Annotated in this window: 26 protein-coding genes and 3 pseudogenes; 15 read left to right on the forward strand and 14 right to left on the reverse strand. The window is 67.6% G+C overall.

What is annotated here, in order from left to right:
• Positions 1-90: 90 nt before the first annotated feature.
• Positions 91-384: pseudogene (locus tag ACF08M_RS37975) on the reverse strand (IS630 family transposase); the annotation flags it as partial.
• Positions 385-508: 124 nt separating this feature from the next.
• A complete protein-coding gene (locus ACF08M_RS37980; RefSeq protein ID WP_392189902.1) occupies positions 509-1,207 on the reverse strand; it encodes a TetR/AcrR family transcriptional regulator in 699 nt (232 codons plus the stop codon).
• Between the two features lie 115 nt (positions 1,208-1,322).
• Between ACF08M_RS37980 and ACF08M_RS37985 the strand changes: the two genes are divergently transcribed.
• A complete protein-coding gene (locus tag ACF08M_RS37985) occupies positions 1,323-1,637 on the forward strand; it encodes a putative quinol monooxygenase (RefSeq protein WP_392189867.1) in 315 nt (104 codons plus the stop codon).
• A gap of 213 nt (positions 1,638-1,850) precedes the next feature.
• On the opposite strand, the gene ACF08M_RS37990 is transcribed toward ACF08M_RS37985, so the two are convergent.
• Complete coding sequence (locus ACF08M_RS37990; protein ID WP_392189868.1) at positions 1,851-2,765, reverse strand: NmrA/HSCARG family protein; 915 nt, start codon at positions 2,763-2,765, stop codon at positions 1,851-1,853.
• Between the two features lie 100 nt (positions 2,766-2,865).
• On the opposite strand from ACF08M_RS37990, the gene ACF08M_RS37995 reads away from it, so the two are divergent.
• From ACF08M_RS37995 to ACF08M_RS38015, 5 genes are all read left to right on the forward strand, one after another.
• Positions 2,866-3,441, forward strand: coding sequence for a TetR/AcrR family transcriptional regulator (locus ACF08M_RS37995; protein ID WP_392189869.1), 576 nt, complete (start codon positions 2,866-2,868; stop codon positions 3,439-3,441).
• Positions 3,442-3,577: 136 nt separating this feature from the next.
• The gene (locus tag ACF08M_RS38000; protein ID WP_392189870.1) at positions 3,578-4,318 is read left to right on the forward strand and encodes a hypothetical protein; all 741 of its coding nucleotides are present in this window, start codon (positions 3,578-3,580) and stop codon (positions 4,316-4,318) included.
• Between the two features lie 825 nt (positions 4,319-5,143).
• Complete coding sequence (locus tag ACF08M_RS38005) at positions 5,144-5,497, forward strand: DUF317 domain-containing protein (protein ID WP_392189871.1); 354 nt, start codon at positions 5,144-5,146, stop codon at positions 5,495-5,497.
• Between the two features lie 106 nt (positions 5,498-5,603).
• Entirely contained in the window at positions 5,604-5,879 is a 276-nt protein-coding gene (locus ACF08M_RS38010; protein WP_392189903.1) for a hypothetical protein, read from the forward strand.
• 15 nt (positions 5,880-5,894) lie between these two features.
• Positions 5,895-6,716 (forward strand): DUF317 domain-containing protein, encoded by an 822-nt coding sequence (locus tag ACF08M_RS38015; RefSeq protein ID WP_392189872.1) that lies wholly within the window; start codon positions 5,895-5,897, stop codon positions 6,714-6,716.
• A 156-nt stretch (positions 6,717-6,872) separates the two neighbouring features.
• On the opposite strand, the gene ACF08M_RS38020 is transcribed toward ACF08M_RS38015, so the two are convergent.
• The 3 genes from ACF08M_RS38020 to ACF08M_RS38030 all read right to left on the reverse strand — a co-directional run bounded on the left by ACF08M_RS38020 (position 6,873) and on the right by ACF08M_RS38030 (position 10,040).
• Positions 6,873-7,571, reverse strand: coding sequence for a hypothetical protein (locus tag ACF08M_RS38020; protein WP_392189873.1), 699 nt, complete (start codon positions 7,569-7,571; stop codon positions 6,873-6,875).
• Positions 7,572-7,647: 76 nt separating this feature from the next.
• Positions 7,648-8,091 carry a hypothetical protein gene (locus ACF08M_RS38025; RefSeq protein ID WP_392189874.1) on the reverse strand — a complete coding sequence of 148 codons (444 nt, stop codon included), beginning with the start codon at positions 8,089-8,091 and terminating at the stop codon, positions 7,648-7,650.
• A 212-nt stretch (positions 8,092-8,303) separates the two neighbouring features.
• Positions 8,304-10,040, reverse strand: a complete 1,737-nt coding sequence (locus ACF08M_RS38030) for a relaxase/mobilization nuclease domain-containing protein (RefSeq protein ID WP_392189875.1) — start codon at positions 10,038-10,040, stop codon at positions 8,304-8,306.
• Positions 10,041-10,124: 84 nt separating this feature from the next.
• Here ACF08M_RS38030 and ACF08M_RS38035 point away from each other — a divergent pair, with 84 nt between their 5' ends.
• Complete coding sequence (locus tag ACF08M_RS38035; RefSeq protein ID WP_392189876.1) at positions 10,125-10,610, forward strand: hypothetical protein; 486 nt, start codon at positions 10,125-10,127, stop codon at positions 10,608-10,610.
• A gap of 9 nt (positions 10,611-10,619) precedes the next feature.
• Here ACF08M_RS38035 and ACF08M_RS38040 read toward each other — a convergent pair whose 3' ends face one another.
• Positions 10,620-11,042, reverse strand: coding sequence for a plasmid mobilization protein (locus tag ACF08M_RS38040; RefSeq protein ID WP_392189877.1), 423 nt, complete (start codon positions 11,040-11,042; stop codon positions 10,620-10,622).
• Positions 11,043-11,278: 236 nt separating this feature from the next.
• On the opposite strand from ACF08M_RS38040, the gene ACF08M_RS38045 reads away from it, so the two are divergent.
• Complete coding sequence (locus ACF08M_RS38045; RefSeq protein ID WP_392189878.1) at positions 11,279-11,461, forward strand: hypothetical protein; 183 nt, start codon at positions 11,279-11,281, stop codon at positions 11,459-11,461.
• Positions 11,462-11,567: 106 nt separating this feature from the next.
• On the opposite strand, the gene ACF08M_RS38050 is transcribed toward ACF08M_RS38045, so the two are convergent.
• The 5 genes from ACF08M_RS38050 to ACF08M_RS38070 all read right to left on the reverse strand — a co-directional run bounded on the left by ACF08M_RS38050 (position 11,568) and on the right by ACF08M_RS38070 (position 15,715).
• A complete protein-coding gene (locus tag ACF08M_RS38050) occupies positions 11,568-11,759 on the reverse strand; it encodes a hypothetical protein (RefSeq protein ID WP_317865163.1) in 192 nt (63 codons plus the stop codon).
• Positions 11,756-13,372 (reverse strand): hypothetical protein, encoded by a 1,617-nt coding sequence (locus ACF08M_RS38055; RefSeq protein WP_392189879.1) that lies wholly within the window; start codon positions 13,370-13,372, stop codon positions 11,756-11,758. Before ACF08M_RS38055 ends, ACF08M_RS38050 begins: the two co-directional genes overlap by 4 nt.
• A complete protein-coding gene (locus ACF08M_RS38060) occupies positions 13,369-14,010 on the reverse strand; it encodes a WhiB family transcriptional regulator (protein WP_392189880.1) in 642 nt (213 codons plus the stop codon). The genes ACF08M_RS38055 and ACF08M_RS38060 overlap by 4 nt, the downstream gene beginning before the upstream one ends.
• Positions 14,011-14,115: 105 nt before the next feature.
• Entirely contained in the window at positions 14,116-14,823 is a 708-nt protein-coding gene (locus ACF08M_RS38065) for a hypothetical protein (RefSeq protein ID WP_392189881.1), read from the reverse strand.
• 7 nt (positions 14,824-14,830) lie between these two features.
• On the reverse strand, positions 14,831-15,715 hold the full coding sequence (locus ACF08M_RS38070; protein WP_392189882.1) for a helix-turn-helix domain-containing protein: 885 nt from the start codon (positions 15,713-15,715) through the stop codon (positions 14,831-14,833).
• A gap of 635 nt (positions 15,716-16,350) precedes the next feature.
• Between ACF08M_RS38070 and ACF08M_RS38075 the strand changes: the two genes are divergently transcribed.
• Positions 16,351-16,830, forward strand: coding sequence for a transcriptional regulator (locus tag ACF08M_RS38075; protein ID WP_392189883.1), 480 nt, complete (start codon positions 16,351-16,353; stop codon positions 16,828-16,830).
• 98 nt (positions 16,831-16,928) lie between these two features.
• Here ACF08M_RS38075 and ACF08M_RS38080 read toward each other — a convergent pair whose 3' ends face one another.
• Positions 16,929-17,279, reverse strand: a complete 351-nt coding sequence (locus ACF08M_RS38080) for a hypothetical protein (protein WP_392189884.1) — start codon at positions 17,277-17,279, stop codon at positions 16,929-16,931.
• Positions 17,280-17,282: 3 nt separating this feature from the next.
• Here ACF08M_RS38080 and ACF08M_RS38085 point away from each other — a divergent pair, with 3 nt between their 5' ends.
• The 6 genes and pseudogenes from ACF08M_RS38085 (at position 17,283) to ACF08M_RS38110 (ending at position 22,431) form a co-directional block, all read left to right on the forward strand.
• Positions 17,283-17,561 (forward strand): hypothetical protein, encoded by a 279-nt coding sequence (locus ACF08M_RS38085; protein ID WP_392189885.1) that lies wholly within the window; start codon positions 17,283-17,285, stop codon positions 17,559-17,561.
• Positions 17,558-18,754: an MAB_1171c family putative transporter gene (locus tag ACF08M_RS38090; RefSeq protein ID WP_392189886.1), complete on the forward strand. Its 1,197-nt coding sequence runs from the start codon at positions 17,558-17,560 to the stop codon at positions 18,752-18,754. Before ACF08M_RS38085 ends, ACF08M_RS38090 begins: the two co-directional genes overlap by 4 nt.
• Positions 18,744-19,337: a hypothetical protein gene (locus ACF08M_RS38095; RefSeq protein ID WP_392189887.1), complete on the forward strand. Its 594-nt coding sequence runs from the start codon at positions 18,744-18,746 to the stop codon at positions 19,335-19,337. Before ACF08M_RS38090 ends, ACF08M_RS38095 begins: the two co-directional genes overlap by 11 nt.
• A gap of 797 nt (positions 19,338-20,134) precedes the next feature.
• A complete protein-coding gene (locus tag ACF08M_RS38100) occupies positions 20,135-20,917 on the forward strand; it encodes an IS5 family transposase (protein ID WP_392189888.1) in 783 nt (260 codons plus the stop codon).
• On the forward strand, positions 20,914-21,336 hold the full coding sequence (locus ACF08M_RS38105; RefSeq protein ID WP_392189889.1) for a hypothetical protein: 423 nt from the start codon (positions 20,914-20,916) through the stop codon (positions 21,334-21,336). Before ACF08M_RS38100 ends, ACF08M_RS38105 begins: the two co-directional genes overlap by 4 nt.
• Before the next feature lie 80 nt (positions 21,337-21,416).
• Positions 21,417-22,431: pseudogene (locus tag ACF08M_RS38110) on the forward strand (IS3 family transposase).
• On the opposite strand, the pseudogene ACF08M_RS38115 reads toward ACF08M_RS38110, so the two are convergent.
• Positions 22,405-22,991, reverse strand: a pseudogene (locus tag ACF08M_RS38115) (DUF6225 family protein). The pseudogenes ACF08M_RS38110 and ACF08M_RS38115 sit on opposite strands and share 27 nt — an antisense overlap.
• Positions 22,992-23,191 lie beyond the last annotated feature (200 nt).

The following is a 23,191-nucleotide window of genomic DNA, read 5'->3' on the forward strand; positions in this document are numbered from 1 at the left end:
GACAGCCGGGCCACCACCATTCTCACAACCAGCCCGCAACAGAGAAACGGCCCGCCGGAGAAATCGACGGACCGTCATGCAAGATCGAGGCTAGTGTTCTGAGTCGGGAATTCTGTTCAGATAACAGGCGAGGCGTTCGAGGATTTCGTCTGCGGTCTTCGTCCAGACGTAAGGCTTCGGGTCGGTGTTCCAGGCGGCGATCCAGTCGCGGATGTCTTTCTCCAGGGCTCGGACGGACCTGTGAACGCCGCGCCGTATCTGCTTGTTTGTCAGTTCGGCGAACCATCGCTCGACGAGGTTCAGCCAGGATGAGCCGGTCGGTGTGAAGTGCAGATGGAACCGGGGGTGGGCAAGCAGCCACTTCTTGATCGCGGTGGCTTTGTTCACGAGTTCCGACAGCAGATGTGCAGCAGTTTCGACAGCACCCAGGGAGCGTTCAGACTCGAACAGCGCCTGCCGGCCAGAGTGAAGTAGACGGTGGCCCGCCGTGGCCGTCAGCAGGTGCGGATCAGTGTGCCTGCCGGCCCAGGATGCCTGCGACGATGAGGTCGATGCCGGCGATGAACTGCAGCCGGTCGTCATGTTCAAGCCCCTGGTCCGCAACCGCCCGGGTGAAGGGGTAGTCCTCCGGATCGAGCCGGCTCCACGCCTCGGCCACAGTGTCGAGGTACACACCACGTCCGGTATCCGGGTCGAGACCGCGCGCACGTTCGGCGTTCGCGGCGTTCTGGCTGGCGGCACCGAGAATGTAGTGCAGGAGCGCGGTCGTCGCGGTGAACCAGCTACTCGCGGGAGCGCCCAGCGCGCGGACCTGTCGGCCGATGGCCTCGAAAAGGCGCGTCGTCGCCGGACCTGCGGGGTTGTGGGAGAGCTGGGCGGTGAGCTGGGAAGCGAGCCAAGGGTGCCCCGCTATCGCGTCGAAGAGGCCCAGGGCGGTGGCGTGCAGCCCGCTGGCCGGCCCGTCGGCGGGTTCGGTGTCCAGCGAGAGGGTGACGGCCCGGTCGGCGGCCGCAGCCAGCAGCTCGGCCTTGCCGGCCACGTGCCAGTAGATCGCGCCAGGACCGGTGGCCAGGCGTTCGCTCAGGGCCCGGAAGGTCAGGCCGTTTTCACCAGCCGTGTCGAGCACGTCGATGGCGGCCTCGACGATCCGTTCGCGGGAGAGCGCGCTGGCACGTCGCTCGGTCTTCTTCTTCGTCGTTGGTGTTATCACACTGCCAGTTTGACATGCCTGGAATGCCGTTCCATTCTCATTCTGGAACAACGTTCCAGGGGTGATGTCAGTGCGTACTGGAACCCCTGCCGCGACACAGGAGGAGCACGAGATGGACCTACGGGACCAGCCCGCGTACATCATCAAGATGCGCGCCAAGCCCGGACTCGGCGACAAGCTCTTCGAGCTGGCCACCGTGGGGATGGAGAAGTCGGGAGCCTCCGACCGGTTCATCATCGCCCGGGAGGACGACGACCCCGACGTGCTGTGGAACATGGAGGTGTTCCGCAGCCACGAGGCAAAGGACGCCTACGAGAACAGCCCCCTGGCCGACGAACTGCGCGACGAAATCATCGGCCTGCTCGCCGAACCGCCCATGCGCATCGCGGTCCACCCCTACGCCGTCCTGCCCGCCGACCCGACCTGAGCAGACCGGGAAGCCCGCTGCCCGCCGGGACGCCCCCGGCGGGCAGCGCGCGCTTCGGCCCCGACCGCCCTCCTGAGCCGCGCTCTTGGCGGACTTTTCGGCGGCTGCTCAAGAAGCGATGTCCGTCAATCGAACAGCACCTCCGTCGGGGTGCTGTCGAAACTGCTGCACATCTGCTGTCGGAACTCGTGAACAAAGCCAACCGGACAAGTCCTAGCGGGACGGGGCCGTCAGCTGCTCACGTGCCCAGTCGGCGAACGTGGTCAGCGGGATCCCCAGCGCTCGGGCGAACTCGGGCCGCGCCGGCTGGCTGACCGCGTTGTTCCACTCATGTCCGGCGCCCCAGGTCGGCATGCCCGCCGCGAGCGCCTCTTCCACGCTCATCGACGGCGCGACGACGGGCATGCCCCACACCGCGGACAAGGTCTGCGCGATCTGTGTCATCGTGAGCCGGTCGCCGGCCAGCTCCAGCTCCACCTCGTGGAACCGGTCGGGGTCGGTGAGAGCGTGAGCGGCGGCCGCGCCGATGTCCTCAGGCGACACCAGTGCCAGTTCCGTGTCCGGGTGCAGCACCGTGGCCAGGCCACCGCCGGGCCCGTCGGGCACCAGCGCGGGGATGTTCTCCATGAAGAACGCAGGCTTGATCACTGTCCAGCGGTCGAAGCCCGCACTGCGGACCGCCTCCAGGATCGCCTGCTTGGTGTCGAAGTAGCCCTCCATCGCGGCCCACCGCCCTTGGGCCCAGCCGGGGGCCCGGGTGTGCTCACCGACCCCGCTGGTCGAGGACTGGACGAACTGCCGCACTCCCGCCGCTTTCGCCGCGTCGATCAAGTGGGTGGCCTGCTCCAGTTCTCCCGCGAAGTCGACACTGGTCTCGGTCATGGGCGGCATCTGCACCGAGAACACCGCGCGGGCCCCTTCGACGGCCGGGTCCAGGGAGGACCGGTCGGAAAGATCCGCCTTCACCAGTTCAGCGCCCAGCGCCTCGATGGCCTGGGCAGGCTCCGAGTGAGGGTTGCGTACGAGCGCGCGTACCGGCGTACCGGCGGCTAGGAGGGCGCGGGCGGTGGCCCCGCCTTGGCGGCCGGTAGCCCCGGTGACGAGGACAGGTGCGGCGTCGGTGGTCATGTTCTCGCTCCTCGCAGACCGGCGAACAAAAACGGCGGGGGCCACCGTTTTCTTGGGGCTAAAATATGGCGGGGCCCGCCGTTTAGCAAATGAGGAGATCATGACCGGTCAGCGATCGGACGCCCGCCGCAACTACCAGCGCATCCTCGCCGTCGCCGAAGCCGAGGTCGCCACGCACGGCGCCGATGCCTCGCTCGAACAGATTGCCCGCACCGTCGGCGTCGGATCGGCCACCGTGCGCCGTCACTTCCCCACCCGCCAGGCCCTGCTCGAAGCCGTCTTCCAGGAGCGCGTCGAGAACCTCTGCGAGCGCGCCCGCCGACTGAGCGGAACCGACGACAGCCGCGCCGCACTCCTGGACTGGCTCCACGGTCTCGTCGAGTACGCCGTCTCCGCCCGCGGACTCGCCGACGCCCTCGCCTACGAGCCCCCCACCGAAGAACCCGCCCCACACTCCTGCGGCACCGCACTCGAAGAGGCCGGCACGCCCCTGCTCCAGCACGCCATCCGCGACGGGGCGGTCAGGCCCGATGTGACCTTCCACGACCTGCGCACCCTCAGTGTCGGCGTGGCGCTGGCTACCGAACACCACAGCAAACCTGCGGCACAGGCCGACCGCCTCTTCCGCCTTGCCGTCGAAGGGCTCAGCCCTGCGCAGGGGACCACCACGGCCTGAACACGGCAGCCCGCCGGTCACCACCGCCGACGACCCGTCAGAACGTCGGGCCTGCGTCTTCCGCTGCACCGTGACCGCGACGGCGAGGACTTGCGGCTCCGCCCATGATCGGCCGGACAGGACCTAGGCTGCCGTCGTGACTGATGCCCTCCGACCGCCAGGCGACCCGTCCGAGCTCCATCTGCGTATCAGCTTTGCGGACGCGCTGCTCGACACCCCTCATGCGGATGCTCTTGAGCGCTGGGACGTGGCCGTTCTTCACGGCCACGGGGTGCACGACGGCTCCCGGTGCCCTGCCGCGCCCGGCGAGTGCGCCACCCTTCTCTGCCCGGCGTACGCACGGGACGGCATTGAGGTGGGGAGCATGACCTTCTTCCGGGTTCATGTTGATCGTGGCCAGAACGCCTTCTGGGCGCTGGAGGAGGAAACGGAAGAGCTCTACGAGATCGCCCGGGCCGTCCTTGACCCGGACACCGGGAACTTCAACGAGTCCGCCAACGAGGAGCTGGAGTACGTGGGATCTGGCCTGCTCGTCATGGATCGCGTCACCTTGGACGAAGACTGGCGTGGGCACGGCCTTGGTGTGGTCCTCGCGCTGGAGGCAATCCTCCGGCTGATGCCAGGGTGCCGTGCCATCGTGTGCTCGCCGGGCGTCACCGACCTCACCGGCGCGCGTTTGCGTGATCAAGCTGAGTGGGAGCGCGTGACAGCCAAAATCACTCGCGGCTGGGAGGGCCTCGGCTTCCGCCACCACCAGGGAACGGTCTACCTCCTCTCTCCAGCCTCCGAGGTCCTGGAGGCTCAGCGTGATGTGCTGCGCCGGCGACTCGCGGCACTCGGCGCATCCTGGCGGGCGGCGCAGTCCGTAGCCTCGTAGCGGGCGGTGTATCCCATCGGATGGGCGGTGACCGTCGCTTCGAGAGCGAAGATGAGATGTCGTTGACTCTTAAGACTTACGGTTCGACTCTTAAGACTTACGGTTCAGGTCCCGTGGACTACCGCAATCAACTACGCTCGGGATTACCCGCCAAGAGATGAGAACCTAAGCAACTCTTTCTGCGAACAGATGAGATGCCGTGCAGGGCTTGACCGCCAACAAGCTTTTGCTCGTTCTTCGCAGAACAGGATGCCCCTGTCCTACACCAGGTCGGTGCAGGACAGGGGTCCTGTGGAAGCGGCCGCAGAGCCGCCGACCCCGATGGCTCAAACATCGGGGTCGGCTTCTACGCTACGACGTCCACGATCTTGGCCGCCACCGCAGATACGAATGCAGCGATGACGATCAGTGCGAGATCGCGTCGGCCGAGCCGGTGAAGCCACTCCGTGTGCTTGCGCATGCAGAACCTCCTGCGCGTTGTCCCGATCCGGGGTGGCCGGGACATGGGTGAGTGCAGGAGGACTGTGCGTAGGCACGAGCTGAGGGTATGACGAACAGGGCTGCGTGCGGCGGCATTTGGTGAAAATGGGGCTGCTTTGGCATGAGTGAACAGGCCGACGCCAGTCTCAGTCCCGTGGCCGACCGGGCACGGAGCGGCGACTGGCCGTGAGAGTTGGCCACGCGATCTGAGATCCCACAGAGAACGCAGAATGCAGTTCGCCCGGGGCAGACAGGAAAGATCCCCGAATGACTGGCCAACGCCTGCGAGACCATGTCAACGTAGACGACCTTGCAGGAAATCCCAGGTCAGAGAGGTGATTGCCTGTGACTGTGACTCCGATTAATCCTGGATTCTCCGCCACAGCCGAATCCCTGCGGCTGCGTGATTGGCGGCTCGGCCCAGGCCAGCCCACGCTCGTCCTGGACCAGTTCTCGGGCGAGGACTTCCACCTGATTGTGGACGACCGAGCAGATGTGCATGTCAGCAGCAAGGATGGCTGCTTCTACCTCGGCTGGTTCCCGCTCGGTCGCCCCGGCAGCAACGGCGAGGGATGGATAGTCGCCGTCACCGGCACGGCCAACGTACGCGGCTACCGCATGTCTTTTGGTACCGAGACACCGGCAGAGATCGTCGCCGCCGCCGTGGCGCGCGTACTGGAGACCTCGCGGCGACTGTGATGGCCGGACGTCTTCCGCTGGCGGTGTTGCCTGTATCTGGTGGCATCACGCGCCCTACCCCATCGCGCCAGCACATTCTGGGAGGATGCTCGTGAATCGCACGGACATGACCGTCGGAGACCTCATAGACCTCTTGTTCGCCTGCGACCGGAGCACTCCGGTCCGGTTGGCAATGAACCCCTTCTTCCCGATGGCTCACCGAGTAGAGCAGGTCGTGCTGTCTGCGGACGAAACCGGACAGCCCGTGGTCTACATCGCTGAAGGACGGGAAGCGGACACCCAGCTCGGTCATCTGCCACCCGAAGTCGCCGTTGCCCTGGCCTGGCAGGCCCCGGTCCAGGCACCCCTGCGCCGCCCCCGCCGCAGGGCTGGCGGTGAGTAGATCCGAACCTAGCCTTTGGAGGCGCTTCTGTACCCCGAAGTCCCGCTCGACCAGCCCTCCCCGACCGGCGCCCAGCCAGCGTACTGGGTCGGCCCCCGGCACCTGGCCGGTGACGACGGACATCTCTACGACGCCGTCGCCGATCCGCTCTCCGGCTTGGGTTGGATGAGTCTGGCGATCGTCCGTGGCCGGCACGAACCGGACGAGGCGCCGGAGGACCGACAGGTCCTGCGCAGCACCGTCCTGCACGTCAGCCCCGACGCTCTCCGATGGGCCCAGTGGGTGTTGCCGGACGAGCCGTTCCACCTGGGGGACCTGCCGATCGCCTGGCAGGTCTCCGCCCGCGCGGACAGGAGCAGCCCGCTCGCCGCATGGTCGGCCTACTTCACGCCCAACGTTCCCGGGGAGGTCCTCGTCGACTTCCTCGTCGCGCTCGATGCCCGCGACCAGCCTGCTGTCCCGCTCGCCGGCCCCGAGCTGGTCCTCGACGCCGTCGCCGTACACGGATGGCTCCGCGACATCGACCAGCCCCAGGCGGCGGCGACGGACCCGACGTTCACCTCCCGCCTAAGACTCGGCGAGGTGCCGCACCTCATCCAGGACGCCGACCCGCGCGTCCTGATCACCGAGGCCGACGAGGCGGGACCGGCCGGATGGCAGGCATGGGCGGAGCCCGCACTGGGTGCACCGTGCCTGTGGGCGGTGTCCTTCGGCGCCAGCGCGCCCCACGACCTGGTCGCCGCCTTCGCCGCTTCGCTCAGCTCGACCGCACCGGTACTACGCCGAGTGCTGCCCGAGGCCACGCAGGAGCGACTCCTGCGTGCGCCGGCCAGCTAGCCTTCAGTGCCCGCCGTCGACCCGTCGTAAGCAGCCCGGCCTCTTTCCGATGGGAGGCCGGGCTTCTTGCTTTTCGGTGAGAGGTTGTACGCAAACGGGCTGCTGCCCCCGACCGCGAAGCGAGGGTCGGGGGCAGCAGCATGTCGTGCGACCGGGTCAGCTGGCCGCTGTCGCCTTGGCGAGGGCCTTGTCGAGATGGCGGTCGACGAGGTCTGGGGAGCCGGAGACGATCAGCAGCACGCTGCCGTCGCGGATCGCGGTCTGCTTCACCATGGTGTTCTGCCCACCGGTGGAGAACGTCAGCAGCTGGCTCCACTGCTCGTCACCGAGTTGGTGAGGTGCGGTCAGCTTCTGTGTGGCCATGTCGATCGCGGTCCCGCCGGCGACGACCTGATACGTCGGGCACCCGGTCATGGCGTCGAAGATCCGGCCGATGCTTTCCGACAGCTTCCCGGCGCTGTCGCTGTACAGCTCCTCGGTGAACTCCGAGTTGCTGCCTCCCGTGTAGGTGAAGACGGCCTTCGCCTGGTGCGGGAAAGTTAGTGATCCACCGGTTGCGGCATCGCCGCCCAGCTCGTTCAGAGCGGGGCAGCCGACGACAGTCACGTCGTCGTGCCGGGCGGAGCGATCCGGCTTGCGAAGGTAGCCGCTGCCGAGGTCGCTCTCGACGAGCAGGCGCGTCTTCAATGCGGCGGAGGACAGCGGAGCGGTGTTCTGGGCGGCACCGGCCGGTGGCCCAGCCTGGGCGGAGGAGACGGTGGCGGGCTTGGCTCCGGTGGTGTCGGTGGAGCAGGCGGGCACGGTGAGGAGCGTGAGGGCGGTGAAGCCGAGGGCGGCGGTGTGGCGAACGCGCATGCTGGAACTGACCCCTTGGTTAGGCGACGGGTGGTCAGTGCGGGCCCGGGGCCCGGTTGGGTCGTAGGAGTGGGGGTCAGTGGCCGAGGTGGCGCAGGCAGTCCTCGAACGTGGCGTGCCTCGTGCCCTCAGCGCCAGTGTGCCGGTTGTACCAGGCGGTGTCGAGACGGATCTCCTGCTGCTGGTGGCCGGCCCGGCAGCGCAGCCAGATCTGGTCGCGGGTAGAAAGGACGAGCCAGTCCCGGTATGCGCCGCACTCGGCACAAGCGACCATCTCGCCATCGATGACGAGGGGCTGCTTCCAGGAGGTCATTCGGCCATCGAGCTGGTCGTGGCTGGGGACGCGCAGCTCCGGCGGGAGGAAGTCGTCCACCGTGGTGGACGACTCGGCGTGCTCCGGTTCGGCAGGCGCTCGCTCGATCTCCGGCGGTACTTGGCCCTCCAGCTGCGCCGACAGCGCGGAGTACCGGCTCTGCATCTCGCTGGGCTCCGCGGCCCGGCGGCGTATCCGGTGAAACACCCTGGCGTCTCCTTCGATTCGTCCTGCACGCGTCATGATCGTCCCTCACGTCGCGGACGGTTTCAATTCACAAAGTCCACAGTCATGTTCCACGAGGCTGGAAGATGGTCCCGAGCCACCTCACCACCTCGCACCGAGCTTCTTTGTCCGATTCTTCGGCCGCTTCGACGTCAGCGACGACCGTGCGTAGACGCTGCCGCAGTTTGGGGAGTTCATCGTGTGTTGCCTGCTGCTTCTTCGCCGCGGTGCGGGCCAGGTGAGGTGGGGCGGGTCGCTGCAGGGCGCATGGCGGACGGACCCTTCGCCGTGCCGTGTTCGGACGCTCCAGAGGTGTCGGCAGGCAGATCGGCGAGATGCCGCAGTCGCCACACCAGTACGTCGCTGACCGAGTCTGCGGTGTCGAGTTCGCGGCGCTTTGCTGCGTCGGCCAGGAGGGTGGCTGGGTCGTGGCCGGTGGCTTCGGCGTCCGCGATGGTCGTGGCCAGGGCGTACCAGCTGGGCTCGGTGAGAATCTTCTCGGCCAGTTCTGGCAGCGTCTCGCGCAGCATCGCTGTCTGCCGCTGGAGCAGGGGGCGATTCAGGCGCTGGCCGCGCTGGTAGAGCGCCGTGAGGGGCTGAGTGGCGGCGGCCCGATAGGCGGAGCGCAGGTGTTCGGCGGCCTGGAGGGCGGCGGCGGCCTGCTGCGCGTGGCCGTTCTTCGCGTGCCAGTGCATGGCTGCGGTGACGAGGAAGAACAGCATGTCGATCGCCATGGCGGTGGTTGCGCCGTCCTCGCCGCGGCCGAGGGCGGGACCGCCGTGGACGAGGTCGCGGGCGGCCTGACGCAGGGCACGGTCGTGTCCCCGCTCGGCACGGGTGTGGGAGCGGGAGGCGCGCTCGTACGCGGCGGCGGCGTCGCGCAGTTCGCGACGGGTGTGGGCGGCGGACGTTTTCGCGAGCGCGTCCAGTACCTCGCCGGCTGACGCGATGTACGCGGCGGCGACGGTGTCCCGCCCCTGTTCGATGATCGTTATCGCCGTCCATGCGGCTGATGCGGTCTGCCGACGCGCGGCAGACGGGCTGTTCGGTGCAGCCAGGCCGGGAGTACCTGTGGGTGGGATTTGGGCCGAGTGGTCGGTGGACCAGCGCTCCCGTATCCGGGGCAGGGACAGGTCGGGGGCGAGGCGCGCGCCCGGGTAGAACACGGGCTCGCCGTCCTTGTTGCGATCGTCGGGAAGAGCCACCTTGTAGCCGAGCAAGTCGCCGGAGGGGGCTTCTCGGGTGCGGATCAGGAGACCGGCGGCGGCCAGCCGGCTGAAGAATTCCTCTTCGCTCCGGGCGCCGGTCACCGCTTGGCGTACGGTCTCGCGTAGTTCCTCCCGTGCGGTGCGCTTGCGGCCCTGACGCTTTGCCTTGTGGCGTTCGGCGCTGGTGGGGCGCTTCGCTGCCGTGCCGTCCCCCTTGTTGAGGCGACGCAGGCCGAGCTCTGCTTCGAGGGTGCGGGCCTGGGCCTGGACGCGGACGGCGTCGTTGTCGAGGTCGGGTTTGTATCCGTCCTCGCGGACGAGGGTGGCGACGATGTGGATGTGGTCGTCGGCGTGCCGGACTGCTGCCCACCGGCAGCCCGCGCCCGTATCCGGGGCGTCGATACCGGCAGCGGTCACCATGCGACGGGCGACATCGCCCCACTCTTCGTCCGTCAGGATCCGGTCCTCGGCGCTGTTGCGCACGGACAGGTGCCACACATGCTTCTTCGGCCGCAGGGCCTGGTCGATGTTCTCGACGGGCTGGTCCAGGAGCTGCTGGAGCTGCTTCAGGGTTGCGGTGGCGTCGCGGCCGGGGTCGGGAGCGTTGTGGTCCCAGGAAGCGACCAGGTGCGGGTCGGTGTGTTCCTCGAACTTGCCGGGCCCGTATAGGTAATAGAGGAGGCCGATGGTGCGCTGGCCGCGCTTCTGGATCCGGGGAATCACGCTGCTGTCCTCGATCGATTGGTCAAATGGGATGGTCAGTGGGAAGGAGGCGTTCCATGTGTCGGGGGCGGGAAGTTCCGACGCATGAGCTGGATATCGCCTCTTGCCGCGCTGCTGGGAGTCCTGCTCGGGGCCGGTGCGACGGCGCTTGCGGATCGTCGGCGGTGGCGTCGGGAGGCGGTCGTGCGCCTGCTGGAGCTGCGTACAGAGCTGTATGCCGAGTACCTGGTCGCGATGGAGGAAACGGGAAGGGATCTTTTGCGCGTGCTGCGGACCACGTCGGCCGACGAACGCGAGACGTTGGCCGAAGCGGCATTTTCCGGCTTCAGCCTCGGTGGCACACGACAGCGGATCCACGTCCTGGCTCCGCTCGATGTCGTTCGGGCGGCCGACGAGGTCTTTCGGGGTCTGCGACGTGCCCGCGACTACGTCACGACTGCGGACCCACGGGACACAGCAGGGATCCTCGCCCTGAAGGGCGAGGTCGGAGTGCTCCGCGACTGCTTCCAGGAAGCGGTCCGGCGCGACATCCGCGGCCTGCTGGTCGGCGGGGCCTCGTGGTCTGCATGAGCCGCTCGATCAATCCTGTTCCAGCATCCGGTCGGTGACTGCCTGCACGCGGGCGACTGCTCGCTGAACGGCCGAAACGACGACGTCGATTTCCGCCGGCTGTCCGCCGCTGTTGATGGCACGGGTGACCTGGTTCAAGTTGTTGCCGACCTGCCCGAGATGACGACGGGCGGCGAACAGCTCGGCTATCAGGTCTCGGTGGCCTGCGATGACCGCGGCGGTGTTCTCGGAGTCGTCGGCGGCAGCGAGGCCGGCGCGCACGAGGTAGGCGGGCAGGCTCTTGCGTGAAGTACGTGCTGCGGTGGTCAGCCTGCTCCATTCGTCGTCGTTGAGACGGATGTTGCAGATGCGTGCGCGCTTGTTCTTCTGGGGGGAGCGCTTACGCGCGGTGGGTGCGGGAGCGGCGCTTGCGTGGCGCGGCGGCTTCTCCACCCCTGGCTGCGATCCGCCCTCGGTCGCCGCCTGACGGTCCAGCGCCCCCCGGTGCTGGTCCGCTCCCGCCACCCCTGGGGCGGGAGAAGGCCAAGCTGCCTTCCCCGGCGGGGAAGAGTAGCTTGGCCGATAACTTGCTTTCCCTGAGACCGAGTTGAGGTCACGAGCAGGTTCCGGGGTGTTGGCGTTCCGGGGCGGATGCGTCATCGGGATTCGGGCCTCGCAGAGCGGATGCGGTGCTGGATGGTGGCGGCCAGGTCGACAACATCGACCGGTCCCATGAGGACACGGACGGGGCCGTCGTGCTGGAACTGGACGAGCCACTGGCCCGTAGGAGCGAGAACTGCGGTGTGAAGGAGCCCTCGGCGGACAAGGACGTCCGCCCAGGCGCTGGCCTCGGCGGTCGTGGGCTCGGATGAGCGGGTGGGGTGCGGGATCACGTGTGTCTCCTGGAGCGGGGCGGTGGCCCGGCAAACAGCCGGGCCACCGTCGCGGGTTGGGGCGTTGAGCTGGGGTTTTACTGGTTCAGCCGCACTCAGGGCAGCGCCCGACGTGGCTGGTGAGTGCCCTGGCCATCCGCGCTTTCGTGGACGCGGCTTGCTTCGCGCTGGACTTTGCTGCCGGCCTGCCCTGGTGCCGTTCGGAATGGGCGAGCATGTAGCCGATCTCCCGCTCGTACTCAGCGCGGACGGTGTCGAACCGGTGGCAGGTCTTCATCGGACGGTGCTCCTTGTCTTCTTGGTGTTATCGCTCCGCAGTTCCCGGAGGACGAGGCTCAGCCGCTCATTCCGGCCGCCCCGAAGGCCCTCGCGTCGCAGGATCTCCCGGAGCTGGACCCGAGTTATGGCCTCGTTGCCGTCCCGTTCAAGCAGGGACGGCACGTGGGGGCGGACCTGCTGGACGAGCTCGTCCACGGATTGCTCCGGCTCACGCGGCAGACGCTGCGTCTGCGGGCTGCGGGACCGGCCACTTCGCTTCCCTTTGATCTTTGTGGTCGGCTTCCGCCGGAGGGGCACCTTGTGTCCCCGGTCCCCGGTGGGTTCGGTCTCCGTGTCGGTGTCGGTCGGTCCCCGGTCCCCGGTGGGTTCGGTCTCCGTGTCGGTGTCGGTCGGTCCCCGGTCCCCGGTGGGTTCGGTCCCCGACTCGGCGGCGGACGGTCCCCGATGAGAATCAGGGCCCTGAGCAGGTACTTCTCGCGTAGGAAGGTCGGTCCCCACGCTTCCGACGCTCCCCGCCGAGGCTTCCAAATCGGCGGGACCGGTCCCCGGGACCGTGTCCGTCTCCGGGGCCCCGGTCCCCACTCTGGTCCCACCGTTGTCGCCCTCGGTCCCCGCGCTTGACGACACCTTCGAGTCCGCGATCTCGGGGACCGGTCCCCTTGAGTTGGTCGGTCCCCGGTCCCCGTCCGACTCGTCGGGACCGGCTACGGGGACGGGTGCTCTCGTGGTCTGCGGCAAGGGGGCCGTGGCTGTTGCGGTGCTGTGTTCCGGGGACCAGGGTGAGGGCAGCGGGACTGTGGCGAGCGCGAGCGCGTGCCGTCGGGCGGCGAGCTGATCGAGCAGTTGCGCGCGCTGCAGGGGATCGGTGCCGACCGAAGCCCTGCCGACCGCCTTCGACAGCCGCCGGGTAAGCCGTCGGCCGCGCCGGCTCCGCTGTTGCTCGGGTGTGCGCCCTGCGAGGCGGGCGGCCAGGGCGACCGCGCGGCTGGTGGCCCGGTCCCGGGTGATCTGCGCGGCGTCGCGGTCTCGCGCGGCGATGCCGAGGCGGGACAGCAGCCGCTCGCGCGCCTCCCGCCCCAGGGTGGCGATCAACCCGTGGGAGGCGGCGCCCGGGGTGCGCAGGCGCAGTTCGATTCCCATGGCTTGGTGCCACAGCATCGCTGCCATGACTGGCCCGACGAAGGCTCGGACCGTGCCCCCGATGAGACCGCTCTCGGCATAGGCGGGGATCACCTGCACTCCGGTGATCACCCAGACCAGAGTGCCCGGCAGACCGGGGGCGCCCTGGGTGGCGAGATTTTGCCGTGCCATCAGCGCGGTTGCGAAGAGCGCAAGTTCAGCCGCGGCGAACATGCCGACCCGCTCGGCGGTGCCGGCCATGTCGAGGTAGTCGGCGGCGAAGCGCCAGCTCGTGTCGGCACTGTAGGCGGTGCAGCCGAGGGCGGCGACGGCCGCGACCTTGACCGCCGGGCCGCCGAAACGTTTCTGCGACGTGTTCCGGCGTCGGATCGTCCAGGCGGCCAGCACCAGGGCGAAGGCGGCGGGCACGCCGGCCGCGAGGAGGAGAGAGAGGTCCGGAGCGGCGCTGAGGGACAGGACGGGATGGGTCATGCGGCCTTTCCGAGAGGGGTGTGCGACGCGGTGGACGTCACCGGGCGGCAGACCGGCTGGCGTGTGCCGGGCTTGGCGGGCGAAGGGCCGCCTGCGGGCGGGGTGGCCTTCTGCCGCTGTTTCTTGGGCCGGGGCACGCCGTGGGTGCGGTCGCGGTCGAACACCTTGTTGGCGGCCTGACGGAGTAGGTCACGGGCGTGCGTGTGGCTGATCCGCAGAGCGACGGCGAGCCGGCCGGGCCGCCATCCCCGGACGTAGGCGTGGTCGATGACGATCTGCCGCTCGGCCGCGGTCAGGTGTACGTCGCGTCCCACGAAGAAGGCCGTCACACGTTGGTAGTCGAGGCGCTGGGCCAGTCCGTCGTGCCAGGGGCCTCGCTCGGCCTCGGTGAGCCCGCCCCAGATGCCTTCTTTGAGCCCGTTCTCCAAGGCGTAGTTGAGGCAGTCGCGGCGTACTGGGCACCAGCCGCACAACTCCTTGGCCTCGGCGATGTCTTCGTGGGCCCGGGGGCCCGGGAAGAACACCGCGTCAGCGTCCTCGACATCCATGCCGTGGCACGCACCGTGGGTGTGCCAGCTGGTGTCGCCGATACCGCGCAGTCCGCTGGGCGGCGTGTTGTAGGTGGTGATGTGGCGCAAGGCGGTCTCCGATGTGCTGCTGCGTCGGCCGGTCGTGCCGTCGCAGCCGGGGCGAGGAGGTGGTGCTGTGGCCCATGCACCGGACGGGGTGCATCGGCGTGCCGGTCAGGCCATCGAAGGCTGCGAAGCGGCCTGGTCCTGCTGGGCGGCGGCGAGGTCGAGGCGGCTGGGATGCGGGCTGGCCAGTGGCGCATTGCCCCGCGCTCCGCCATCGGCACCGACCCGCCTGCGGGAGCACGGCTCGCCTGGCTGGGCCTGGCACCATTCGCAGCGGACCGAGAGAGCATCCAGCTTCCCCTGGGCCACCGCTGCCTCGCGGGCCACGCGGGCGGTTCGCCAGGGCGCCAGGGTGGCCCGGGCCGCAGCCGGTATGCAGGAGCCGACTTCCCGCAACCGAGCCTCCAACTCCGGGTCGACCTCGCGGCGACCGCTGGTGATCCCCCGGGCCTGCACGGGCTGGGAGATACCGAGGGCCACGGCCCGCCGAGTGCCGACCAGCTCGGCGGTCCAGGCCGCTTGGTCGTCCGGATCAACGCTGGGAGTGGGGTCGGAGTGCCGGCCCAGACGGTCGCGCCGGTATTTCTCCCACGGGCGGCCGATGTCCGAGGGCAGGATCTGGTACGCCGAGAGCCGGACGTGCTGTCGGACAGCGACGCGGGCGTCCCAGCCGTGCGGCGTGGCCATCGGCACGTCGCCGAGCAGCTCGTGCCACTGGGCGAGCTGGTCGCGGGCCTCGCCCGGATCGGTGCGGATGGTGCGGGGGTCAAGCCGGCCGATGTAGGCCAGCAGGGCGGCGATTTCGCGGCGATCCATGGGGTAGCTACTCCGTTCCGGTCGGCTCTTCGAGGGCGGCGAGGAGAGCAGCTTGGTGCGCCTCGGTCCGAGTCATGCCGGCCGGCTGAGCGTGGCCCTTGCCCGGCAGGGCGTAGAGGTTTGGGTGCCCCGGAGCATGCTCTCGGGCGATCCAGGAGCGCCAGTCGGCAGCCCAGGCTCCCGGTGACCGCGGCTTGAAGTTGGCACGGTGGACTCGCCACTTCGCATCGGCTGCCTGCAGGCCCTCCTCGCCGAGGCGGTCGAGGTGTCCCTGCTGGCGGGTCCAGGCGTGGGTGTCTGGGTCGACCTGCCACTCGCTGGCCGGGGTGACGGCGGTACCACTACTGCTGTACCTCCGGTTCAATTCCGGTTCACTACGGTTCTGTGTGCCGGATTCCGGCATACCGCTGTGCCGGGTTCCGGTACGTCGAGGTGCCGGTTTCCGTCGGGACCTGCCGGTTTCCGGACCTGCCGGTTTCCGGCCCTTCGCGGGGGATTCCGGTACCTCACGCGGGCGGATTCCGTACCGCCGCAGCGCTGAGATGCGGAGCGGCAGGCCGGCTTCGTCAGCCGACGCCGGGTCGGTGTCCTCTTCCTGCTCCCTCGCAGCTCGTGCCGCGGCCTTCGCAGCAAGAGGCAGGCGGTAGACCGTGCTGCGCTGGGGACCGGTGAGGTCGTCGAGCTGCTCCAGCTCACCGTCTTCGAGCAGTCGGCCGATGGCTTCTCGCACTGTGGATACGGAGGCGCGCGTTCGCTTGGCCAGACTGGACAGTGAGGCCCACGAGACGCACTGCTCGTCGCCAGCCCGGTCGGCGATCGACAGCAGGACCAGGCGCGCGTTTCCCCGGCTGGCGCTGTGCTCCCACACCCACTCGCGGGCGTCGGCGCTCATCGGCCGCTCCTACGCGTCAGGCAGGGGGCGTGTGCCGGTTCAATGGAGGTTTGGGCGGCTGCCGTGCAGGTCAGACCGCAGGGACTTTTGCGCATGGCGCAGCGCATGCAAGACTCTCCCGTGGTTGCCACGCTGACGCGCCCCGTGGAAGGGATCAGCGTGGTGATGGTGGCGACTTCGCCCTTGCCGGGGCGGATATGCCGTTCAGCATTCGGCGTCCGGGAGTTGCACCTCTCGGGCGCCGAGCGCTGTGGATCCGGGCCTACGAGGTCCCGAGTGGCCGCATGTTGCCATTCCGCTTTCGTCGAGCCGGGCGGGCTGCCCGGGGGACGACGAACATGCCACGACCCTGCCGTCAAGATCCAGACTTGGTTCTTAATCCTTGTAGAAGTCGCGCGGCGGCGAGTGGCGCGTGGTGGTGGCTCATCAGCGGTCCTTGGGCATAAGGGGACACCTCAGGGCGTCGGCCGGCGGCCCCCTGACATGCGCGGCAACACTTTGGTGTTGCTGTGCGTGGAACTTCACCAAAGTGATCCAGGAGTGTCAATACTGAAGTGTTCCGTGGTGCGACTTGAGTGCAGATGTCTACTAGAGTGGCGCTTGAGTGTGGGGGCGTCGATGAGAGGAGCCGGGTGATGGCGGAGGACAGCGGATCGGCCGATGCGTCTGCCGCGGCGCTCGGAGGGCAGCCCAGCCTCGCCGAGAGGCTCAACCGCCTCTTCGATAGGAAGAACCCGGCGACCGGGAACCGGTACACCAACGCCGAGGTGTCTCGGGCTATTGCCGACGCCGCCGGTGAGTGGGACGGCATCACGGTGGCGGCGAGCACCATCGCATCGATCCGCTCCGGCGCGAAGCCCAACCCGACGAAAAACACGATCGAGGCTCTGGCGCGTCACTTCAAGGTCAAGCCCGAATACTTCTTTCCCGATTTTGATGCCGAGGAAGTTGAGAAGGTCCCGGCGGCTTTCGAACTGATCGAGGCCGTCAGGGACAGTGAAGTCCGCGGGATTGCACTGCGAGCCCACGGCCTCTCGGCCGACAGCTTGAGGATGATCGCGTCGGTGGTCACTCAGGCGCGCCGCCTGGAAGGGCTCGACAATCCTGGCGAGTGACGTGACCTAGCTCACTTAGTATACCGTTTTGACGGTTTTGCCTTCTTGAGTCCTTAAAGATCTCCTTGGTTTGTAGTGCGCCTTGTGTAAGGCTCCGCTCAGGCCACAAGGAATTCGCGTGCGCCCCTCAAAGACTGTGAAAATGCTTTTGCTCGGGGGAGCAAGGATCTCGTTTCATGTTTAATCGGCGCTATGTGCGAAGAGAAGCGCAGCTGAGAAGACAATGCGAGGTGCAACTGCAGGGCATCGAAATACCTGACCCCTATGCGGTGGATGAAATATGCCATCAGTTGGCGATCAGGCGCGGGCGCCCTCTGCACCTCCATGAATTGCCAGACCGGGGTGGCGTGGATACCCCGTGCGGAATTGTGCTCGCGTTTGACAGTGAAGATCACATATTTCACGTCGCGGCGACGAGCGAGCGCCATCGCGCACAAATAGTGCGCCACGAATTGGCACACCTCCTGCTCGGGCACGCCGGCGACAACGTGAGCGTCGTGGAGTCGCTCCTGTCGATCATGCCGGAGAGCGTCGACCCCTCCGCCGTGCTCACTGTACTTGGCCGGACCAGTTACGACAGCGAGACCGAGTACGACGCCGAGATGGCTGCCACGTGCCTCGGGCAACTGTTTCAGGAGCTCGCCCACTCCGGCCGGGACAAGGGGCGGTCCGGCGCCATGGCGCGACTGGACGACGCCCTGGTCCATCCCAGAAAGAACCGCCGCTCATGAACGCCCCCACCATCATCGCCTGCGCGCTGTGGCTCGTAACCCTGTGGCGCCTGCCGTCCATCCGCCACTCCCACAAGCAACGCAGCCTCGCACTCACGCTCGCGGCCCTGGCTGCGGCGATGACCCTCGAAGTCCCTGAGATCAAGGCAGCCATCAACGACCACGTCGGTGTCACCGGGGTGCCCCCGCTGCTGAAGCACCTCCTCGGTGTCACCTCCGCCGCATACCTCCTCGACTTCGTCATCGCCGTCGTCCGGCCGCAGGGCCTGGCACGCCGCACCCGGATCACGGCAATCGGCACCACTCTGCCCCTCATGCTCGCCTTCTACGCGCTGGCCAACTGGATGCCAGGAGGGGCCGTGAGGGTCGGAGAGGGTAAGCGCGCCATATACCCAGTTCTCTACATGGCCGTCTTCACGCTGTACATCGGCGTGGCCATGATCGTTGCGACATGGCTGTTCCTCGGAGGAGTTCGGCACAGTCGCACCCTCCTTGGGAAAGCCGGCCTCGGGCTCCTGGGGCTCGGCACCATGCTCGGGAGCCTCTACGCCCTGCAGCGCATCGGATTCGTCACTGTGCAACTCTCCACGGGGGCCGAGAATCCCGAGCTGGAAGATCTTCTCTCCACGAACCTCAAGCAACTGGCCATCTTGTCGATTGCGCTAGGCGTTTGCCTGCCGCCGCTTTCCGTCGCCGTGGAGTACGTCGCGTCCTGGAACACGCTTCGCCGCCTCCAGCCCCTGTGGCGTCAACTCACGGAGGCAGCACCTTACGTAGTTCTCTCCGCGTCCATCGCCAAGAGGCGCGTCCCCTTCAGGCTTGAACGCTGCGTCATCGAGATTGAAGATGCCGGCCTCGCGCTCCGTGAGTACGTTTCGGTCGAGCTCCACGAGCGCGCCCGATCCTTCGCCCAGCGAAGTGGCATGCATGGTGCAGAGATTGACGTTGTCGCGGAAGCGTCCTGGCTTTCCGTCGCTGCGCGAACTGCACCAACAGGGGTTCAACTTAAGGGAGTTACGTACCCGCCGCTCGGTGTCACTGGAAGGGGCCGGTCGAGCGAAATCGCGTGGCTTCGCGCTGTATCCCGCGCTTACTCGTCCTCGCCAGTTGTTGCCGAATTCTCCCGCCAGGAAGACCCGTCTGCCACCGTCCTTGCGGTCGGCCAGGAAAGGACCTCTCGCCGTGGCAACTGAAATTCGGAACCAAGAGTCCAAGCTGGCACGCCGGGTCACGGACTGGCTTGAGCCTAAGAACTGGATCATCGCCGTCACGCTCCTGATCGGCTGGCACGCCGCCCAGTGGACCGGAGTTGCGTGGGGAGCTGTCGGCGCGCTCTTCGCCGCCATCATTCCCATCGCCTTCATCAAGTACGGCATCCGACAGGGCCATTGGGGCGATCGTCATGTCGGGGCCAAGCGCGCCAGGCTGATCGTCATGGCCGTCATCCTGCTCTCCGTAGCCACAGGCATCGTGGTGATGGTTGTATGTGGGGCACCGCGCACGATGATCGCGCTCATCGTGTCAATGCTCGCCACTCTGGCGATCCTCGCTGTGGTCACACTGGTATGGAAGATCTCGGTGCACCAGGCGGTATCAGCCGGAGCTTGCGCCATGCTGATCCAGACCTACGGGGCTTGGATGGCCCTTGGATTCCTCCTGGTCATCATCGTCGGATGGTCCCGAGCCGAACTGCGAGACCATACTCGCGCCCAGGTCATCGCAGGCACGGTCGTCGGCACCGTTGTGGCCGCAGCCGTATTCCAGTTGGCGCGATGATGATCTGCAGGGAGCCTCCGCCAGCTACGCGGCCGAGCCGTCGCTGGCCCTCACGCGCAGGAACATCTGGAGGAGCAGCCGCCGGTCGGAGGCCGGGACAGTCTCCTGACCGTTGTGGAGTGCCTCCCGAAAACAGCACTTGCAGTCGGCGGTATGGGCGAAGTCGGAACACGCCGCGGCCTGTACGGCTGGCGGTGAACAGACCGCGCCGTCGGCTCGTAAGGCGATCCTTGCGCCGTTGGACGGACGCCTGCTGACTTTGGGGTCTCGGGGGCTGGGATCTGTGTCGGGACCGGTGACGCGGTCCATCCGGACTGCTGGTGACCCTGTGCCACCTCGTTGGCGCGTCGGTCGGTGTCGGGGACTGCAGAGGGCCGGGCGGATTGCCTGCGTTTCCACGGTGGCGGGGCGTGTCGTACTGGTCAGGCAGGCCGGGGGAGCATCGCGCTGGTATGCGACGGTCCGTGGCTCAGGCGATAGAGACCAGTGTGATGCGGTGGCCTCTTCCCGGTCCCGCATCCGCTGTACCGGCCGGCGGCCCGATGCCTGCCCGGCCCCCCCGGGGTTGCCGGACGGTGGGACCTGTCCCCGAGTGGTGGACACCTCTGAGCCCGGCCCCGCCAGGGGCCGGGGAGGAGGGATCTCTTAGAGTGCGGTACGTGACCTTATGCCTGGCTTGTCATCGCTCGATGGGGTGACGTTGGGGCGTCATGGTCGGTCAAGCGTTCGGGATTCGCTTGGGTGACGGGATGGGTGATCGCAAGCCGTACTCGAGTGATGTCTCCGACGAGCAGTGAGTGTTAGTCGAGCCCGTGATCAGTGCTTGGAAGGCCGGGCACCCGTCGATCGGTGGTCACCAGGGCAGATACGCGATGCGGGAGATCGTGAACGCGATTCTGTACCAGGACTGCACCGGCTGTCAGCGGGATCTGTTGCCCCACGATCTGCCGCCCGCCGGTGCGGTGAAGTACTACTGCTACAAATGGCGCGACGACGGTACCGACCAGACCATCCACGATCTTCTGCGATGGCAACTACGGGAGAAGAAGCGGCGATTAGCCGACCCGAGCCTCGTCGTTCTGGACACGCAGAGTATTCATGCAGCCGTCGGTGTGCTGGCCACCACGACCGGCCGGGATGCCGCGAAGAGGGTGCCGGGCCGCAAGAGATGCCTGGCCGTGGACGTTTTGGGCCTGGTCGTCGAGGCAGTCGTGCTGCCAGCTTCCGCGCACGATAACGCCGCCGGTATCGCGCTGCTGGACGGCGTGGCCGAGCAGGCCGACACGGTGTGTAAGGCTCTGGTCGACCAGGGGTTCAAGAAGAGCGTCGTCGAGCACGGCGAACGGCACGGCATCGACGTCGAGATCGTCGAACGCAACCCGGCCGACAAGGGCTTCGTCCCGCAGGCCAAGCGGTGGGTGGTGGAACAGACGAACGGGATCCTGATGTTCTACCAGCGGCTGGTCCGCGACTACGAACACCGTCTCGCCAGTTCCCGCTCCCGTGTCTTCTGGGTGATGACCTCCGTCATGGCCCGCCGGCTCACCGGCGCCACAGTGCCCGCCTGGAGGACACCGTGACCGAGAACCCGCAGATCAGCGCCGTCCTGGAATATATCGAGGCCCGTGAGCGCGAACTCGGTGAGCAGGCCGGACAGCTCCGCTCCCGCGTCGAGGAACTCACCGCACGCCTCAGCGAACTCGACGCGGAGAGCGAGAGCCTGCGCATCACCCGCGAGACCCTCCTCGCCATCCCCGCTCCGGCGCCCGCCGACGAGACGCCCCGCCCCGACGTGCCGGACCACCCGGCCTACCAGCAGATACTCACCGCCCTCACCGACGCCGGTCGTCCGATGCGAGCCCGCGATCCGTGCGAGGCCCTCGACCTGCCGATCCTCCCGAAGAACACCGAAGGCATCCGGTGCAAGCTGAAACGCCTGGTCGCACGGGGCATCGTCACCGAACCCGAACCCGGCCTGTTCACTCAGCCCCGCACCTGACCGCCAGCCCACCCAACCGACCAGGGCCCCTCACCCAACCCCAAGCCCGAAAAGGGCATTACATCGCGTACCGCAATCTTATGGTGATGAAGGTCTACTCGCCCGAGTTCAAGGCGGACGCTGTCGCGCTGTACCTGTCGGACCCGAGCCACACCTTCGAGGGCATCGGCAAGGGCTTGGGGATCAGCCGGGAGACGCTGCGCAACTGGGTGCGGGCCGAGCGGGACCGCCGCGGTCCAAGCGGCGCCACGAGCACAAAGGACGCCCTGGTGAGCGAGGTCACGAGGCAGGAGTTGGTGGCTGAGATAGCGGCCCTGCGTGCGGAACTGAAGACCGTGCGCAAGGAGAATCAGAAAATGGCCACCGAACGGGATATCCACGCCGAGTGGGACGGCACCTACGGCCGCCCCCGTATCACCGCCGAGCTGCGCGACGACGGCGAGCACGTGAACCACAAGCGCGTCGGACGGGTCATGTGTAAGTTCGGCATCGCCGGGCTGCGGCTGCGCAAGCGGCAGGACACGACTGTGCCCGAACCGTCCGCCACCCCGGTGCCGGACCTGTTCCGGCGCGACTTCACCGCCAGCGCGCCAAACATGAAGTACGTCGGGGGACATCACCTACCTGCCCGTGGGCGACGGCGAGTTCCTGTATCTGGCGACGGTGATCGACTGCTTCTCACGCCGTCTGGTGGGCTGGTCGATCGCCGACCACATGCGCACCTCGCTGGTCACCGAAGCGCTCAGGGCCGCCGCCGCGACCCGCGGCAGCCTGGCCGGCGCGGTGTTCCACAGTGATCACGGGGCGCAGTACACCTATCGTGAATTCGCTGGTGTCTGCTCCGAGTTGGGGGTACGGCAGTCCATGGGCGCGGTCGGCACGAGCGCCGACAACGCACTCGCCGAGTCGTTCAACGCGGCCCTCAAACGCGAGACGCTCCGTGGCGCCCGCCGCTTCGACGGAACCCGCGCCTGCCGCCTGGCGGCCTTCCGTTGGACCACCCGCTACAACACCCGCCGACGGCACTCGGCGAACGGACAGCAGGCACCGATCGCTTACGAGCAGCAGTCAGCTACCCTGACACTTGCCGCATAACAACACGAACGGGTGTCCACTCCTTGGGGCAAGGCCCAAGAGCGTGAATGCCTTCTCAGTCTGCGTGCGTTCAGCTGTGGTGGAGGTTGCTGGCCACCAGTTCTCCACGTGGCGGGCATTCATCAGCACACAATCGCGGTATCTATCGAAGCTCCCCGGGTCTTCAGCGCGCCGATATGGATGGGAACATCATCAGGCAGGCCCCTGATTGCTTCGCGGAGCTGCGCCGCGTTCCATACCTGCGGTGCGTTTTCAAAGGTGTCGGCCATGGGCACAGGACGCCGGAGCAGACGGGTAGTAGGCCGGGCCATGCCTGACCCAGGGCAGCGGTGATCAGACCCTGCAGGCGCAGGTCGAGTTCGGTGACCGGCTCCATGCTGCCGTGGACGCTGCGCTTGAACCGGACGAGCTCCGGGCCGCTCCGGAAGGCCTCGATCTCCGAGGTCGCCTGGTCCAGTACCGGTTCGAGGACGGCGCCGAGCGGAGGGTCCTGAAGCGATAAGGGGTCGGCGGTGGTCACGAGAGGGATTCTTCGGCTGGTGGGGGAGCGGGGGCGGCATGGGTCGGCAGAGCCGTGGTCAGCGACGACAGCCTGTCCGCCTCCCGCCACAGATCCCTCAGAGCCTGTCGGGTGGCTGATCATGCGCGGGCGGCGATGCGCTTCCCGAGTTCGGCAGCGGCCGGGCTATCGAGGATGGAGGACAGGCGGGCAAGCGATGTTGGTCAGGCCATCGTTGATGCGGACGGACTGCACACCGTC

The organism is Streptomyces sp. NPDC015032 (assembly GCF_043080425.1).
Taxonomy (GTDB): Bacteria; Actinomycetota; Actinomycetes; order Streptomycetales; family Streptomycetaceae; genus Streptomyces.

Coding starts and splice junctions, on each gene's coding strand:
- ACF08M_RS37985 (WP_392189867.1), top strand. CDS start 1,323: ATGGACCTACGGGACCAGCCCGCGTACATCATCAAGATGCGCGCCAAG.
- ACF08M_RS37990 (WP_392189868.1), bottom strand. CDS start 2,765: ATGACCACCGACGCCGCACCTGTCCTCGTCACCGGGGCTACCGGCCGC.
- ACF08M_RS37995 (WP_392189869.1), top strand. CDS start 2,866: ATGACCGGTCAGCGATCGGACGCCCGCCGCAACTACCAGCGCATCCTC.
- ACF08M_RS38010 (WP_392189903.1), top strand. CDS start 5,604: ATGACCGTCGGAGACCTCATAGACCTCTTGTTCGCCTGCGACCGGAGC.
- ACF08M_RS38020 (WP_392189873.1), bottom strand. CDS start 7,571: ATGCGCGTTCGCCACACCGCCGCCCTCGGCTTCACCGCCCTCACGCTC.
- ACF08M_RS38035 (WP_392189876.1), top strand. CDS start 10,125: ATGAGCTGGATATCGCCTCTTGCCGCGCTGCTGGGAGTCCTGCTCGGG.
- ACF08M_RS38050 (WP_317865163.1), bottom strand. CDS start 11,759: ATGAAGACCTGCCACCGGTTCGACACCGTCCGCGCTGAGTACGAGCGG.
- ACF08M_RS38055 (WP_392189879.1), bottom strand. CDS start 13,372: ATGACCCATCCCGTCCTGTCCCTCAGCGCCGCTCCGGACCTCTCTCTC.
- ACF08M_RS38065 (WP_392189881.1), bottom strand. CDS start 14,823: ATGGATCGCCGCGAAATCGCCGCCCTGCTGGCCTACATCGGCCGGCTT.
- ACF08M_RS38070 (WP_392189882.1), bottom strand. CDS start 15,715: ATGAGCGCCGACGCCCGCGAGTGGGTGTGGGAGCACAGCGCCAGCCGG.
- ACF08M_RS38075 (WP_392189883.1), top strand. CDS start 16,351: ATGGCGGAGGACAGCGGATCGGCCGATGCGTCTGCCGCGGCGCTCGGA.
- ACF08M_RS38090 (WP_392189886.1), top strand. CDS start 17,558: ATGAACGCCCCCACCATCATCGCCTGCGCGCTGTGGCTCGTAACCCTG.